Here is a 15287-nt window from a genome sequence, read left to right on the forward strand (position 1 = left end):
ATCATTTAACTACGGTTATTGACCCTTTTTTAACGTCGTTATTTGGTGTTGTTATGATGTAATAAAATACTTGATTAATACTTGTCTGGCCTAAATCACTTTCTGGCCAGTTATTGAGATAATCATTGGTTTGTAATACGATTTTTCCCCTATTGGTCATGATCATGACCTCTGTATCTGTACCACTAACATATTGTGTTGGGATAACCCAGGTATCATTGATCCCATCTCCATTGGGACTGATTACATTTGGTATATTTTCTACTTCTGGAAAAGGATCAAATGCTTCTTCGATTTCAAATGTAAATTCTCTTGAACCTATGCATCCTGAGTTTTCGGTTACAATGACTTTATAGATTCCAATTTCTGTGGCATTGTAATTTGCTTCGGAAATATCTGCAATTATGTTATCATTTAAATACCATTTGTAGTCTGGGGCATTTGCGTTTGTTGTCACTTCAACTGAAAGTGATTCTCCATCTTCTAACGTGTTTATTTCATCAACATTAATAGAGGCATCAAACAATTCGCTCACCAATTCAATAACTCCAACTGCCATACATTCACCTAAATCGACCTGTACTGCATATGTACCAGAAGTACTCGTTTCATACATTTGATTGGTGGCATCTGCGATAACTTCACCATCTTTAAACCATTGGTAAGCATTACCTGTAATTGTGGTTAATGTCGTCATATCATTATTTGGGCAAAATGGATTACCTAAACTTGAAGAAATACCAGCATCTGCGCTTCCTGTTGTTACTTCGGAAATTGAAACTCTATTGGAAAACGAGTCTGATGTACATGTACCATAATTGGTTTCTACAAAATAAGTCCCTTCTTGACTAACAACAAGTGAATTACCTTCTGAAACAAAAACCGAACTTGTTGGACCTGTTTCCTTAAACCACTTAAAGGAAAGATTAGGGTAGTTGAGCGGTGAATCGTTAGATCCATTTCCCGGATTATCTATGGTTAGTAAATAACTGCCACCAGCACAATATACACCTGTCGAGACTAAATTATTGATTGTAAAAGGTGAATCCTGAATTTTATAATATGCAGCAAAACTAGCAGAACCAGAACTGGTTGCTAGTGGAGCACTACTTTTAATTCTAATTCTGTAATTCTCACCACTCGTGTTAGTGGGAAGAGAAAAATTCAAAGTTGCTGGCGATGTTGTAATTGCTCCAGCACTGGATGTAAAAATAACGGTTGCATCAGAAAAGTCGCCCTCAGCATTAGACAATTCAATTGAAAATTGATTGGATGAGTCTAATCCGCTTTCCGGAGAAAATACAAATGTGGTACTATAGGTGTTAAAAGACTCACTTGCGCATGCCTGAGAGAAACCTAAACCTGGTGTCCCAATAACAATTTGAGCATTAAGATTTCCTAAATAAAAAAGGAAACTAATGCTTAAAAATAAGTAGAGTTTATTTGTAGTTTGTTTGAGGTGCATTTTGGTTGGGGACGTATTTTTTTTTCTATAAGCTAGAGTTATTGATTAGTTATCATTAATCTTCATCGTCATCAATTAAATCGCTAGATGCAATAATACCATTGATTCGCAATCTAAAATCTGGACGAGATGTGTCTTTTACATCTATAAATGTTTCTTCATCTGGACCTTTAGAATAGACATTATCAAAAGCCCTACTTCCATACCAGTTTTCTAAATCATCATTATTAGAAAAACCATTTCTATAAATATTCCCTTTACAATTATTGAAGTAGGTTCGTGTAAATTTCAACTTGTTTAGATTCTCATTATTTATAGCTATTTTTTCATCAAGTATTACAGCAGGGTTAAATCCTGAAATCACACTCTTGTCTATAGAGAATGAGACATCAGATCCAATGTATATAGCCTCGTTTACTAAGCCAAGAGACATATCCTGCTTTAAATCTGAACTTAAATTAATGAGTGTTAAGTTTTTAGCATCTATATAGGTTTGTTCTTTAGAGAAATCTGTATCATCCTTAATGTCATAATCTGCTGCGTAAATACTTCTTGTAATTTCTGCTCCAGATATATAAGGGGATCTTATAGCCAATGAATTTGAAATCCAAACTTGACTCCCGTGGTTAAATTTATAATCGTTACCACTGGATTTGTACGAAACGAGTTGATTTAAAATGATTTTACCTCCCATTATATAATAAGAATTACCTTCACAGTAACTTACCATTATATTCTCAATGATTGTTTCTTGACCGACACCTGCAAGTGTAAGAGCATTTAAATAACCAAAATCACGTGTTCTTTTTCCTGCAAATTCAATTCTAACATATTTTAGTATGCCAGAGTTACTATCTGGGTTGTTCCCTCCATAAAGAAGAGTTCTAGAAGATGAAGGATTTAGACCATAATTTAAAGATGATTCTCCACCAAAATTGTTTGTTGGTGCATCTCCTAAAATAAACAGCCCTCCCCAATCTCCAGGTTTCTTAACACTTCGGCTGGATGTGAAAATGATTGGATCTGTTTGGGTTCCTTCTGCAATGATCTGAGAGTTTTTGCTGATTATGAGTGATCCCTTTGTTTTGAAATCGCCAATAATGACAGTTCCTGGTTCTATGGTAAGTGTTGTGCTATCTGTTACAAACACATCACCAGACAATAAGTAAACATTTCTCTTAAGTAATTTTTTGTCTCTTGTAATGTTACCAGAAAGGATTTCAGTAGGCTTACTGTAATTTACATTGTTAGGTTTAAATTCTGTCCAAGGATTTAGCCAATTATTATAACCAGTAATCCCTTTTTCTTGCTGAGCAAATACATTATTGAATACCAATAACGAGATAAGCGTGATAAAAGTAATTTTTTTCATAATAGGTTAATGCGTTATTTAGATTATGGGCACATTTATATAACCAAACATAGGAAGAAATCTTACGAAACGCAAAAAATATCGACGAAATACATTAATAAATATGATTATAGAGAATTTACCTACATAATTTTGATTGATATTTGATTTCATATTTTTTTTGAAGAATATGTTCTCGAATTTTTGAACTTAAAACATAAAAAAAAGCTTCAATAATAATTACTGAAGCTTAATTAGGTAGAAATTGATTAGAAAGATTAATCGGTTTTAAAATCATTATAGGTATGCAGAGATTTTAATGTTTCTTCATAAAATAAAATCGCAGCAATTAAATCACGAGTATCTGAATAAGGCAAGATTTTCTTTTGAAATTCTATGGTACTATCAAAATATTCATTGGAGGCTTCTTGATTGGTTTCTAAAGCTTTTTTATTTTCCTTAGTTTCAGGAATACCTAATGAGGACATTGTAACACCAGGCTTAGTTGCGAACGCAATATTCGGTAAAATATTAACTATTACTTTAATACGTTCACTATATAAGTTCAATAAATCTCCCTTAGACATTTTACTTAATTGATCGTGACTATGGTATTTAGAAATATTTACTTTTCCGTCAATAATAGTTACAGGAGCATCCTTTTTTTGCGCAAAGCAAAAGCTAATTATAAGAAAAAAAGCAGCGATGCATAAAGTAGATTTTGTTTTCATTTTTTAGTTTTTTATAGATCTAGGTGAAACAAATCTAGGTAAATTATTAAAATAACCAAGGCAAATTTACAATTTTTTCTAAAATATTTTAAGGTATGAAATGCATATTTCTTGGATAAAAGGCTTATTTACTAGTTTAAAAGCATTTTTTATCGACAAAATACATTGTTAAATTTTTGCTTTTTCTGCCTTTTAAAACTACATTTTTATAGTTAAATTTTCTCAATTTTAATAGTATTCAATTTTGGAAATTTAGAATTTTGTCGATGGATATTTACAGTTCTGTCGGTTAATATGTCTAACGTTTAATCGATATATTTTACAATCCTATTCGTTTTATCGTAAAATTTGTTCATTCATGTGATTTATAAGGATTTAAGAAATTAATCATTGAAATTTGATGAAACTCAATATTGTTTCATCTCATGAAAAATCTTATCACCAAGTGTTCTTTTGTTTTCGTAATATTATTTAATCTACATTTAAATGCACAAGAACCAACGCAAATTTCCGAAGAGCAAAAAGAAGATTATATCGATCGTCATCCAATTTATGATTACGGTAGTAAAGAATTAACTACAACAGACACGATTCCTGATTTTGTAAACAAACAGCAAAAACTAAAAATTAGCGGTACTGTATATACAAGTGATGGTATTACACCTGCAAAAGATGTGATCATTTATATAGAACAGGCTGATGAGAACGGGGATTTTGAGTTGAGAATGGAAAATGATAAACGCTACGTTTACCATAGAGGTTGGGCAATTACAAATGCAGATGGTCACTATACGTTCTATACATTCTTACCAGGTAATGACAGGCGCTATAACCAATTACAGCAATTGTTTCCTACTGTGAAAGCACCTTCTAAGCAAGCTTATGACCTAGAATCCTTTCTTTTTGACGATGATCCTTTGTTGACAAAGTTATGTCGTAAAAAAATTACTAAGAAAGGAGATGTTACACGAATACTTAAACCTGTAACAAAAGATGATCTTTTAATAGTTGAAAAAAACATTGTGCTTGAAGATACAATGGTTTCTATGAAATAAGATAATCTAGGTGTCCCATAAAAGATATTATCTATAAATAAATCAAAGGTTTATGTAAATTATACCGTTCGTGGCATTATAATTGTCTATATTTGCATAATTAATAAATAAATTATATTACAATGAGTAAAGGAACAGTAAAATTCTTCAATGACAGCAAAGGTTTTGGATTCATCACTGAAGAAGGTTCAAACAAAGAACATTTTGTTCACATTTCTGGATTAGTCGACGAGATTAGAGAGGGTGATGAAGTAGAATTCGATCTTTCAGAAGGAAAAAAAGGATTAAACGCAGTAAACGTTAAAGTGATTTAATACATACCGTTAAATTTTATGGAAGCCCATCATTAATTGATGGGCTTTTTTTTTGCTCTATAATTAAGTTTAATTAATTACGGTAATCATAATCGCATTTGAGCAATCATATGTATATCTAAGAATTTATCTTTATCAATAAGGCTTGAAAATATTTAAAGCTGAAAATAACATTTTTAAAACTCATAAAATTAGAACTATGATAAAACCAAGAACCAAAACTCCAGATATTCAAATTAATTTAGTGAATGATGCCAAATGGAAATTAAGTGATCAAAATCCAGCGGAATTTTCTTTAATCGTTGTTTACAGAGGTAAGCATTGCCCAATTTGTAAATCTTATTTAGAAACATTACAACAGCACTTATCAAAATTTGCTGAAAAAGGTGTCAATGTTATTGCTATAAGTTCTGATAAAGAAGAGGTAGCTAAAGCAAGTTATAAGGAATGGGATATTGCAGAAGTACCTGTTGGTTACGAGTTTCCTATTGAAGAGGCTCGGGAATGGGGACTTTACATTTCCGAAGGTATAAAAGATGAGCCAAAGCATTTTATTGAACCTGCATTATTCTTAATTAGACCAGATCAAACCCTGTACGCATCTTCAATTCAAACAATGCCATTTGCAAGACCCAAAATTGAAGATCTTTTAAAATCGTTAGATTTTGTAATTAACAAAGATTATCCAGCTCGAGGGGAAGCATAATCGCGAAAGATTTAATTATCAAATATTTAATGGACGATCACATGTTTAATCGACTCAAATCTTAACTCAAAACAATAATTTTGTTTAAGATTTTGTTAATTGTATTAAACAATGAATGATTATTATTACCTTTAAAGAAATAATTAACAAAACCAAATATTATGAAATTTTTAAAAACACTATCAATAATTGCAGTTACAGGTATGCTTTTTGCTTCTTGTGCTGAGACAAAAAAAGAAAACAATGAAGAGTCTATGACAACAGAGACTGAAACAATGGAGAAGGAAGAAGACATGGCTATGTCTGAAACGCAAACTACCCCTAACATTGTGGAAGTAGCTGTAGGCAATGATAACTTTACAACTTTGGTGGCTGCTGTGAAAGCTGCTGATTTAGCTGAAACATTAAGTGGTGATGGACCGTTTACAGTTTTCGCACCAACAAATGATGCTTTTAACAAGTTACCTGATGGGACTGTTGAGACATTATTAAAGCCAGAAAATAAAAGTAAATTATCTGGAATTCTTACTTACCACGTAGTTTCAGGAAAATATGAAGCTGCTGCGGTAATTGATGCTATCAATAAGAATAATGGAAAATTTACTGTAGACACAGTAAATGGAGGTTCAATCACATTAAGTTTAAATAACGCAAACGTTATGTTGACTGATGCTACAGGAGGAACTTCAACAGTAATTATGGCAGATGTTGCTGCTTCTAACGGAGTTATTCATGCAATTGATTCAGTTGTAATGCCTAAATAATTACAATTAGTAATATATAAAGCCAGCTTTTAGCTGGCTTTTTTTATGCCTTAAAACAATTCTAATTTAATGAACAGTCTATTTAGGATGTAAAAAAACACCCACAGTTTATATTATGGGTGTTTTTACTTTTTATGGTTCTATTATTAATCTTTACTAATTAAAATAGATTTAGTGTTTACGAATTCTTTCATTCCAAAACCACCATGCTCTCTTCCATAGCCAGAATCCTTAACACCACCAAAAGGCATATTAGGTTCTGCTAGACCAAAGCTATTTATAAATACCATACCAGTATCAAAATGCTTTTCTGCTAATTTGATTGCGCCATCAACATCTTTTGAAAAGATGCCTCCACCTAATCCAAATCTACTGTCGTTAGCAATTCTCATCGCATCTTCATTATCTATTGCCCTTATTAATGAAGCAACAGGTCCAAACAGTTCATCATCATAAGCGGGTTGTCCTGGTTTTACATTACCTAAAACGGTTGCAGGATAGAAAAATCCGTCGCCATCTTTTGGTTTTCCACCACATAAGATTTCAGCACCTTTATCAACACTTTCTGTAACTTGTTCGTGGATCTTTTCTCTAAGGTCTTTTCTGGCCATCGGTCCTAAATCTATATTTTCATCATTAGGATCTCCCATTTTTAAATCATTCATTGCTTTTACAAAGGCATCCTTAAAATTATCGTATACAGCTTCTACTGCGATAAAACGTTTTGCAGCAATACAGGTTTCTCCATTATTATAAATACGACCTTGTACAGATTTCTCAACTGCTAGTTCAATATCTGCATCACTTAAAACAAGGTAAGCATCATTACTACCTAATTCTAAAACAGTTTTTTTAAGTTGTTCCCCAGCTTTTTTTCCAATTACTTTACCTGCATCTGGACTTCCGGTAAGAGTAACACCTCTAACCAATTTATGATTTATGATATTATCAGATTGATCATGGTCAATTACTACAATTGTAAATAATCCTTCAGGCAATCCTGCAGCCTTAAATAAGTTTTCTAACAATTTAGCAGTTCCTGTCACATTTGCTGCATGTTTTAAAAGCACACTATTACCAGCCATGAGATTGGTGATTGCATATCTTATCACTTGGTATGATGGATAATTCCATGGTTGAATACCATAAATAATTCCAATAGGTGAGTAGGTGATTATTCCCTTTCCTCCATCAGACAATTCACGTTCTTCATTCTTTAAAATTTCCGAAGCATTCTCAGCACAATAATTACATATTGCAGCGCAAAGTTCTACTTCTTGATGACTCTGTTTGAGTAATTTTCCCATTTCATTGGTCATAATTTCAGATAACTCAGATTTGTAGTTCTTAAGTTCTTGACCAATAGATTTAATGATTTTTCCGCGCTCTTCAAACGATTTGAATCGCCATTCTAAAAAAGCTTCGTGAGATTTCTCAATGATAGAGTCCACCTCTTTGTCACTCATATACTCATAAGTTTCTAAGGTTTTCCCGTTAAGCGGATTTATTGTTTCGAATGTATTTGTTTTTGTTTCTGTTCCCATAATTTATTGTTTTAATTATTATTGTTGTTCACTTGGTACGATGTAGACATCGTTGATGTTCACACGGTCTGGTTGAGATAAGGCATAATATATAGCATTAGCAATATCTTCACTTTCTAAGGTGGTCATCTCAAGCATACCTTGCATTTTTTCTTTAATATCTTCATCTGTAATGGTACTTGTCAAGTTAGTAGATACTGAACCAGGCTCGATGGACGTGACGTTGATTCCATATTTTGGAGCCAATTCTTGGCGCAATCCTTCACTAAACATTTTTACAGCAGATTTTGTTGCACAATACACTGCTCCACCAGGAAAATATTGGTGAGCTGCCATTGATGAGATGTTTATAATGTTACCGCCCTTGTTTTCCTTTAACTTAGGAAGTACTGCCGATACACCATTTAATACACCTTTAATATTGACGTCCACCATTTGTTCCCATTCATCTGTCTTTAATTTTTCGATGTAAGACAATGGCATCAATCCTGCATTATTAATCAATCCGTTCACAGTACCATATTCTTTCACCGCTTTTTCCACAACAGCTTTAAAATCTGAAGATTTCGTCACATCGCCAGTTGCGACTAACGCTTTTCCGCCATCGTTGGATATGTTTTTTTGTAATTCTTTTAATTTGTCCTCGCTTCTTGCCATAAGTACAACATTGGCACCATGTTTTGCTAATTTTTTTGCTGTGGCTTCACCGATACCACTGGATGCTCCAGTGATTATAATTGTTTTGTTTTCTAAATTCATAATTTTTTTTAATTAGTATTCCTACTTCAAGATAACTGTATTTGCGCTAGTGTGTTTGCTGTTTCGTGATTTATCTTAACACTATCACTATTTGTTTTTTAACTTCGGAAATTTTTAAACTTCACATAACATAAATACATTTAATAGTGACAATTATAAACTCGTTTGAGTTATTGAATTTCAACGCTTTTTAATAATTTAGAGTAATTTTCAAAATCAAAAGTGAATTACAAGATATGGATAAGAAAAAAGTAGTAATAATTACAGGTTCTGGATCTGGAATGGGACGTGCAACAGCAAAACGTTTTGCTAATGATGGATATAAAGTAGTATTAAACGGAAGGACAAAAAGTAAATTAGAGAAGGTTTCCGAAGAAATAGGAAAAGAAAATTGTTTAATTGTTCAAGGTGACATTTCCAAACCTGAAGATGTTGAGAATCTAATCAATACCACAATAAAGGAATTTGGCAGATTGGACGTACTTGTAAATAACGCAGGTGTTTTTGCGGGAGGAACTATAGATCAAGTATCTCTCGAAGATTTTAATAACGTTTTTGCCATAAACGTAACAGGTAATTTTTTGACCATAAAAACTGCCTTACCACATTTGGAGAAAACAAAGGGATCAATTGTTAACGTATCATCAGTTTCAGGAATGGGAGGAGATTGGGGCGCGTTTGCATATGATGCCACAAAAGGTGCTTTAAATCAAATGACAAAAGCACTGGCTCTAGACTTTGCTCCCAAAGGTATTAGAGTCAACGCAGTTGCGCCAAGTTTAACCGATACCGAAATGGGAGAAGGCGCAATGGAGGACGATGATACCATGAAAGAGTTCAAAAAACGAATCGCCATGGGACGAGCGGGAAAACCAGAGGAAGTTGCAGATGTTATCGCCTTTTTAGCAAGTGACAATGCACGATTTGTAACTGGAAGTATAATTCCCGTTGATGGTGGTTTGACTGCCTCAAATGGGCAACCACGTTTATAGTTAAACAAATAAATTGATCAGGTTCGTGGCTTTAGTGGTCACGAATTTTTTTATAATGCTATGCTTCTAACAAACGATGTCTGAGAATTTTTTGGATATCCATATTGTTTTTCTGCTTAATCAAAAAATTATCAAGTTCCTCAACATGGCTTATTTGCTCTTGTCTGTCAATAAAACCATATCCCAAATACTCACCTTTTTTAATCATTATAAACGCCTCTTCATCCTTGTTTCTGCCTTTTTCTTTAATGATGACATCCTTTTTTTCTTCGGAAATTGATCTCATCGCATCCAAGACTCGCTCATTGTATGTTTCCCTGGATTCTTCATCTCTACAAATCCCCTTGCAATCTGTAATAGTGTAATGTGAACATTGCCAAACAGATTCCTGCAAATGGCAATACTTAGGACATAAGTTAAACTTTGTACAAATTTGCTCCATAAATAATCTTACATCCCTTAAGTTGAAAAATGTAATTAAAGGATTAGGTACCAAACGCCCTTTATTAAAGGCGAGGTGGATAATTCCGTTTCTATCTTCATAATTAAAAATTGCAAACGATTGGATGGTTCTTTTCGCTACTTTATTATAAACAGGGAAGTGGTGTTTGATTGCAGCATCTTCCATAAGTAAAGCTATGAGCTCACTTCCAGATTTTTCGAAATCTATATCCCGAGTTTCCCTTACCATTGTTAGCGATTTTTTGGTCTTACTATAAAAATGGCTTAAAACACGCTTTTTAATATTTTTTGCTTTGCCTACATAAATGATTTTTCCTTTTTTATCCTTAAAATAATAAATGCCTGGAGTAACGGGTAAGGCTTCAAAAGTTTCTTTTGGTAAATTTGGAGGTAAAGTTGCCTCTCTGGAATTTTTATTCAAAAAGGTTTTAAAGGTGTCTTCTGCATTTGGTTGAGCTAACAGCATTTCAAATAAAATTACAGTTGCTTCTGCGTCACCTCGAGCCCGATGTCTATCTACCAAACTTATTTTTAAATCTTTACATAGCTTACCTAAGCTATAAGATCTAAATCCTGGTAGCAATTTCCTTGATAATCTTACGGTACACAATTTTTTTCTGTTGAACGCAATTTCCAAACGTTGAAATTCCCCTCTAATTACATTGTAATCAAAATTAACGTTGTGAGCTACGAAAATGGAATCTTCGGTAATATCAAGAATGTTTTGCGCTACATCCTCAAAAAGAGGAGCATCTGCCACCAATTTATTATCAATACCAGTAAGCGCTGTAATGTGACTGGGAATGATACTTTGAGGATTTACGAGTGTCGTAAATTCATCAATTACCGTTGAGCCATCGTATTTAAATATTGAAATTTCTGTAATGCGATTTCCCTTTCCTGTGGTTTCAACATCTATGATGGTGTAGGTCATTTATGAATGAATTGAGTTTTAAATTATCGATCTGCAAGATACTAAATTTGATCATTTTTTTTGTTAAAACGTGTAGTGTCAAAGTCTATTGTTAGTTTTAAAATAAGTACATCGTCTATTGAATGAGTTAAATATTTTTTTGAAATAACTAAGAGTAGAGCTTTATTATGTTGATATTAAAGAAAAATAAATTATGGAAAATATATTAGTTGCAGGTGCCACAGGTACTACAGGAAAAAAAATTATACAATTATTAAAATCGTCTCAATATTTTGAGCCAATCGCTATGGTTAGAAATGAAAAACAACAGGCACATTTTCTAGCGCACGATGTAAAAACGATTATGGGAGATTTAGAGAAAGATGTTTCACATACTCTGAAAGGTGTTGATAAAGTTATTTTTGCTGCAGGTTCTGGTGGAAAAAAAGTAGAAGCTGTTGATCAAGAAGGTGCAAAGAAGATGATTAAGGCATCACAGGATTCTAATGTCAAAAAGTTTGTGATGTTGAGTTCTATGGGAGCTGATAATCCTGAAGAAAGTGAAGAATTAAGAGATTATCTTAAAGCTAAGCATAACGCAGATGAATTTCTAAAATCATCAAACCTAAATTATACAATTGTAAGACCTGGAAGTTTAAATAATAATGAAGGAACTGGTAAAATTGAACTCTCAAAATCATTACAAAAAAGAGGGGAGATTTCCCGAGAGGATGTGGCACAGACTTTAGTGAGAAGTTTGCATGATGATGCTCCTAATAAAGTCACTTTTGAAATTTTAAAAGGTGAGACGCTTATAGGTAAAGCTTTAGAAGATTTTTCTTAATGATTCAATTTCCGAAGAAAAACTTTTAATACTTTAAAATCAAAATATGGAACATACAATAACGATTAAAAAAATTGAGCACATTAATCACAACGTCGTTCATTTAGTTACAGATAAGCCAAAAAATTATACATTCACTCCAGGACAAGCCACAGAGGTATCCATAAATAAAAATGGTTGGGAAACAAAAAAAAGGCCTTTTACATTTACGAGTTTACCAAATGATGATGAGTTGGAGTTTACAATTAAAATTTATCCTTCTCATGATGGCGTAACTGAGCAGATAGAGACGCTAAAAGTAAGCGATCAATTATTAATTGGAGATCCTTGGGGAGCCATAAATTATATAGGAAAAGGTGCGTTTATTGCAGGTGGTGCAGGCATCACACCGTTTATATCTATTTTGAAAGACTTAAAATACAAAGATCAACTAGAGGGTAACCAGTTGTTTTTTAGCAACCATAAAGAAAAGGATATTATTTATAAAAACAATCTTGAAGCTTGGTTGGGTTCTAATCTGCATTTGACACTTTCTAATGAAGAAACTGAAGATTACGATAATGGTCATATTGATGAAAATTTATTGAAAAAATATAATTTAGATACTACAAAGCAGGTATATCTCTGTGGACCACCACCAATGATGGATGCTATAAAATCTGATTTATGGCGTATGGGACTTTCAAAAGATCTTTTAGTTACTGAAGATTAATTCATCCTTTTAGACTTAAGCTATTCTAAACACATCTCATGTAATTGAAGCTTTTACCAAGTAGAACAAAATTATTGAATTGTAATTTTTTCAAAGTTTTATTTTCAAATACATATTATTTATCAACTTAATTATCAAAGTAATAAACTAAATTTATTAATTAGTAAATGCATGCTAAATGTCGTATTTTGATAAAAAACTATAATTATTACTATGCCAAAATTAGATTTCTCATCTTATGATACCAAGGGTTTCTACGATGAAATGTTTGACGAAAACAACAAGGTTAGGCCTAACTATGAATTGTTTTCAGAACGTCTAGCAAACCTAAGTCAGAAAAAATTAAACACACTACAACACGCAACAGATCGAGCCCAATTATCTCTTGGTATGACATTTAATGTCTACAGTGACAATCAAGGTGTGGAGCGAATTTTACCGTTGGATATTATCCCTAGAATCATAAATAATGAAGAATGGACTTATTTAGAAAAAGGCCTACAACAGCGAATCAAAGCGCTTAACTTATTTATTCAGGATATTTATAATGATCAAAAAGTGTTTAAGGATAAGATTATTCCGAAGGAAATGATTTTTTCTAGTGTCTCCTATTTAAAAGAATTGCAAGGTTTTAAACCGCCAAAGGATATTTGGTGCCACATCACAGGTTCTGATTTAATCAAAGGTGGTGACGGTCAATATTACGTTCTAGAGGATAATTTGAGATGTCCATCTGGCGTATCTTACATGCTGGAGAACAGGGAAATCCTGAAACGCACATTTCCGGAGTTATTTGAAACTTTAGGAGTCAAACCTGTTTATAATTATACGCATACGTTGAGGGATACTTTAGAATACCTTAGTGATAAAAATAAACCAACAGTTGCGGTTTTGACACCAGGTATTTACAATTCTGCCTATTTTGAACATTCCTATTTAGCTCAACAAATGGGAGCAGAGTTAGTTGAAGGTAGGGATTTGATTGTTAAAAATGATATTGTCTATATGATAACTACGAATGGTTTAGAACGCGTAGATGTCATTTACCGTCGTGTTGACGATGATTTTATTGATCCTTTGGTATTCAATAAGAATTCTATGTTAGGGACTCCAGGTTTATTTGGAGCATATCTAAAAGGGAATGTGGTTTTGGTAAATGCACCAGGAACGGGAGTTGTTGATGACAAAGCAGTTTACGCATACATCCCTAAAATTATTAAATATTATTTAGGTGAGGATATGATTTTGCCTAACGTCAAAACATACATTTGCGATGAAGAAAGTGATAGAAAATATGTTATTGAAAACATTCATGATTTAGTTGTTAAACAAACCGATGCTTCTGGTGGGTATGGAATGCTTATTGGGCCAAAATCCACTAAAAAAGAACAGGAAGAGTTCATTGCTAAAATCAAACAAAATCCTCGAAATTATATTGCACAACCTATGATCAATTTATCTAGAGTGCCAACCATTACAGATAATACGATAGAAGGTCGTCACGTTGATTTGAGACCGTATGCATTATATGGCGATGACATAAAGATAATTCCAGGAGCACTAACGCGTGTTGCTTTAAAAAAGGGATCTATTGTGGTCAACTCTTCGCAAGGAGGAGGAAGTAAGGATACTTGGATATTAAACAGCTAAAATTAAAACTATGTTAGGAAGAGTAGCAAATACAATATATTGGATGAATAGATACCTTGAACGTGCAGAAAATTACGCACGATTTATGGATGTCAATTATAATTTATCTTTAGAATTACCACCAAATGAAATTGAGCAGTGGCAACCGCTTGTTGTAATTACAGGAGACTGGGAATTATACCAATCGTTAAATGATACTGTTGAGAAATCAAAAGTCATCCATTTTTTGGCATTTGAAAAAGAAAATCCAAATTCTATCTATAACTGTATTTTAAACGCAAGGGAAAACTCTAGAGCTGTTAGAACAGAAATCACAAAAGAGGTTTGGGAACAGATCAATTCACTTTATTTTTTAGTAAAATCTGTTGCTGATAATGAAAACCCAACAGATGGTGAATTTAGAACGTTTTTCACACAAATAAAAAACGGTTGCCAGTTGGTTTATGGTATGTATGACGCTACCATATCAAGAAATGACAGTTGGCACTTTGGTAAAATAGGGCAAGTTATCGAGCGTGCAGATAAGACTTCACGAGTGTTAGACGCCAAGTATCACTTGCTCCTACAATCGCCAGAATTAGTAGGTTCATCACTAGATCTAATACAGTGGGCTGCACTTTTAAAATCGGTGAGCGCTTATGATATGTATCGCAAAAAGAAAGGAAAACTAACATCTTCTGGCATAGCAGAATTTTTGATTCTTGATACCGAATTCCCAAGGTCAATATTGGCATGTTTGCTTAATGCAGAACAATGTTTGATTACATTATCAGGTAATTCTGTACGATTTAGTAACAATGCACAAAAGAAATTAGGCATTCTAAAATCACAATTGGAATATGCAGATATTAATGACATTATCAATCAAGGAATGCATGAATATCTTGATGACATTCAAATAAAATTAAACGCTATTTCATCAGCAATCTACAATTCGTTTTTTGCTATTGAAGAGCAATCACAAAGCCAATCTCAATAAAAATTTTACTTCGGAAGAAAAAAAACAGTGCCTAATAAAATAGTAA

The 15287-nt window shown here is 32.9% G+C and carries 15 protein-coding genes; 9 read left to right on the forward strand and 6 right to left on the reverse strand.

The features are described from left to right. Position 1: 1 nt before the first annotated feature. The 3 genes from GQ40_RS04425 to GQ40_RS04435 form a co-directional block, all read right to left on the reverse strand. Positions 2–1465, reverse strand: a complete 1464-nt coding sequence (locus GQ40_RS04425) for a gliding motility-associated C-terminal domain-containing protein (RefSeq protein ID WP_047546105.1) — start codon at positions 1463–1465, stop codon at positions 2–4. Positions 1466–1520: 55 nt separating this feature from the next. After that, positions 1521–2837 (reverse strand): hypothetical protein, encoded by a 1317-nt coding sequence (locus tag GQ40_RS04430; RefSeq protein WP_047546106.1) that lies wholly within the window; start codon positions 2835–2837, stop codon positions 1521–1523. 257 nt (positions 2838–3094) lie between these two features. After that, on the reverse strand, positions 3095–3547 hold the full coding sequence (locus tag GQ40_RS04435) for a hypothetical protein (RefSeq protein WP_047546108.1): 453 nt from the start codon (positions 3545–3547) through the stop codon (positions 3095–3097). Between the two features lie 425 nt (positions 3548–3972). Between GQ40_RS04435 and GQ40_RS04440 the strand changes: the two genes are divergently transcribed. The 4 genes from GQ40_RS04440 to GQ40_RS04455 all read left to right on the forward strand — a co-directional run bounded on the left by GQ40_RS04440 (position 3973) and on the right by GQ40_RS04455 (position 6386). Beyond that, positions 3973–4602: a hypothetical protein gene (locus GQ40_RS04440; RefSeq protein ID WP_047546111.1), complete on the forward strand. Its 630-nt coding sequence runs from the start codon at positions 3973–3975 to the stop codon at positions 4600–4602. 122 nt (positions 4603–4724) lie between these two features. Then, positions 4725–4916 carry a cold-shock protein gene (locus GQ40_RS04445; protein WP_047546113.1) on the forward strand — a complete coding sequence of 64 codons (192 nt, stop codon included), beginning with the start codon at positions 4725–4727 and terminating at the stop codon, positions 4914–4916. Positions 4917–5115: 199 nt separating this feature from the next. Next, on the forward strand, positions 5116–5622 hold the full coding sequence (locus GQ40_RS04450) for a redoxin domain-containing protein (RefSeq protein ID WP_047546115.1): 507 nt from the start codon (positions 5116–5118) through the stop codon (positions 5620–5622). 161 nt (positions 5623–5783) lie between these two features. After that, positions 5784–6386: a fasciclin domain-containing protein gene (locus GQ40_RS04455; RefSeq protein WP_081990172.1), complete on the forward strand. Its 603-nt coding sequence runs from the start codon at positions 5784–5786 to the stop codon at positions 6384–6386. Between the two features lie 146 nt (positions 6387–6532). On the opposite strand, the gene GQ40_RS04460 is transcribed toward GQ40_RS04455, so the two are convergent. Then, a complete protein-coding gene (locus tag GQ40_RS04460; RefSeq protein ID WP_047546116.1) occupies positions 6533–7930 on the reverse strand; it encodes an NAD-dependent succinate-semialdehyde dehydrogenase in 1398 nt (465 codons plus the stop codon). 18 nt (positions 7931–7948) lie between these two features. After that, a complete protein-coding gene (locus tag GQ40_RS04465) occupies positions 7949–8689 on the reverse strand; it encodes an SDR family oxidoreductase (protein ID WP_047546118.1) in 741 nt (246 codons plus the stop codon). Positions 8690–8925: 236 nt separating this feature from the next. Between GQ40_RS04465 and GQ40_RS04470 the strand changes: the two genes are divergently transcribed. Next, a complete protein-coding gene (locus GQ40_RS04470) occupies positions 8926–9681 on the forward strand; it encodes an SDR family NAD(P)-dependent oxidoreductase (RefSeq protein WP_047546120.1) in 756 nt (251 codons plus the stop codon). Positions 9682–9739: 58 nt separating this feature from the next. Here GQ40_RS04470 and GQ40_RS04475 read toward each other — a convergent pair whose 3' ends face one another. Then, the gene (locus GQ40_RS04475) at positions 9740–11077 is read right to left on the reverse strand and encodes an exonuclease domain-containing protein (RefSeq protein ID WP_047546122.1); all 1338 of its coding nucleotides are present in this window, start codon (positions 11075–11077) and stop codon (positions 9740–9742) included. 193 nt (positions 11078–11270) lie between these two features. Here GQ40_RS04475 and GQ40_RS04480 point away from each other — a divergent pair, with 193 nt between their 5' ends. The 4 genes from GQ40_RS04480 to GQ40_RS04495 all read left to right on the forward strand — a co-directional run bounded on the left by GQ40_RS04480 (position 11271) and on the right by GQ40_RS04495 (position 15241). After that, on the forward strand, positions 11271–11900 hold the full coding sequence (locus GQ40_RS04480) for an SDR family oxidoreductase (RefSeq protein ID WP_047546124.1): 630 nt from the start codon (positions 11271–11273) through the stop codon (positions 11898–11900). Positions 11901–11946: 46 nt separating this feature from the next. After that, complete coding sequence (locus tag GQ40_RS04485; RefSeq protein ID WP_047546126.1) at positions 11947–12612, forward strand: FAD-binding oxidoreductase; 666 nt, start codon at positions 11947–11949, stop codon at positions 12610–12612. A gap of 213 nt (positions 12613–12825) precedes the next feature. Next, complete coding sequence (locus tag GQ40_RS04490; protein WP_047546128.1) at positions 12826–14262, forward strand: circularly permuted type 2 ATP-grasp protein; 1437 nt, start codon at positions 12826–12828, stop codon at positions 14260–14262. Positions 14263–14272: 10 nt separating this feature from the next. Beyond that, entirely contained in the window at positions 14273–15241 is a 969-nt protein-coding gene (locus tag GQ40_RS04495; RefSeq protein WP_047546130.1) for an alpha-E domain-containing protein, read from the forward strand. The last annotated feature ends 46 nt before the right edge of the window (positions 15242–15287 follow it).

This window comes from Psychroserpens sp. Hel_I_66 (genome assembly GCF_000799465.1).
Classification (GTDB): Bacteria; Bacteroidota; Bacteroidia; order Flavobacteriales; family Flavobacteriaceae; genus Psychroserpens.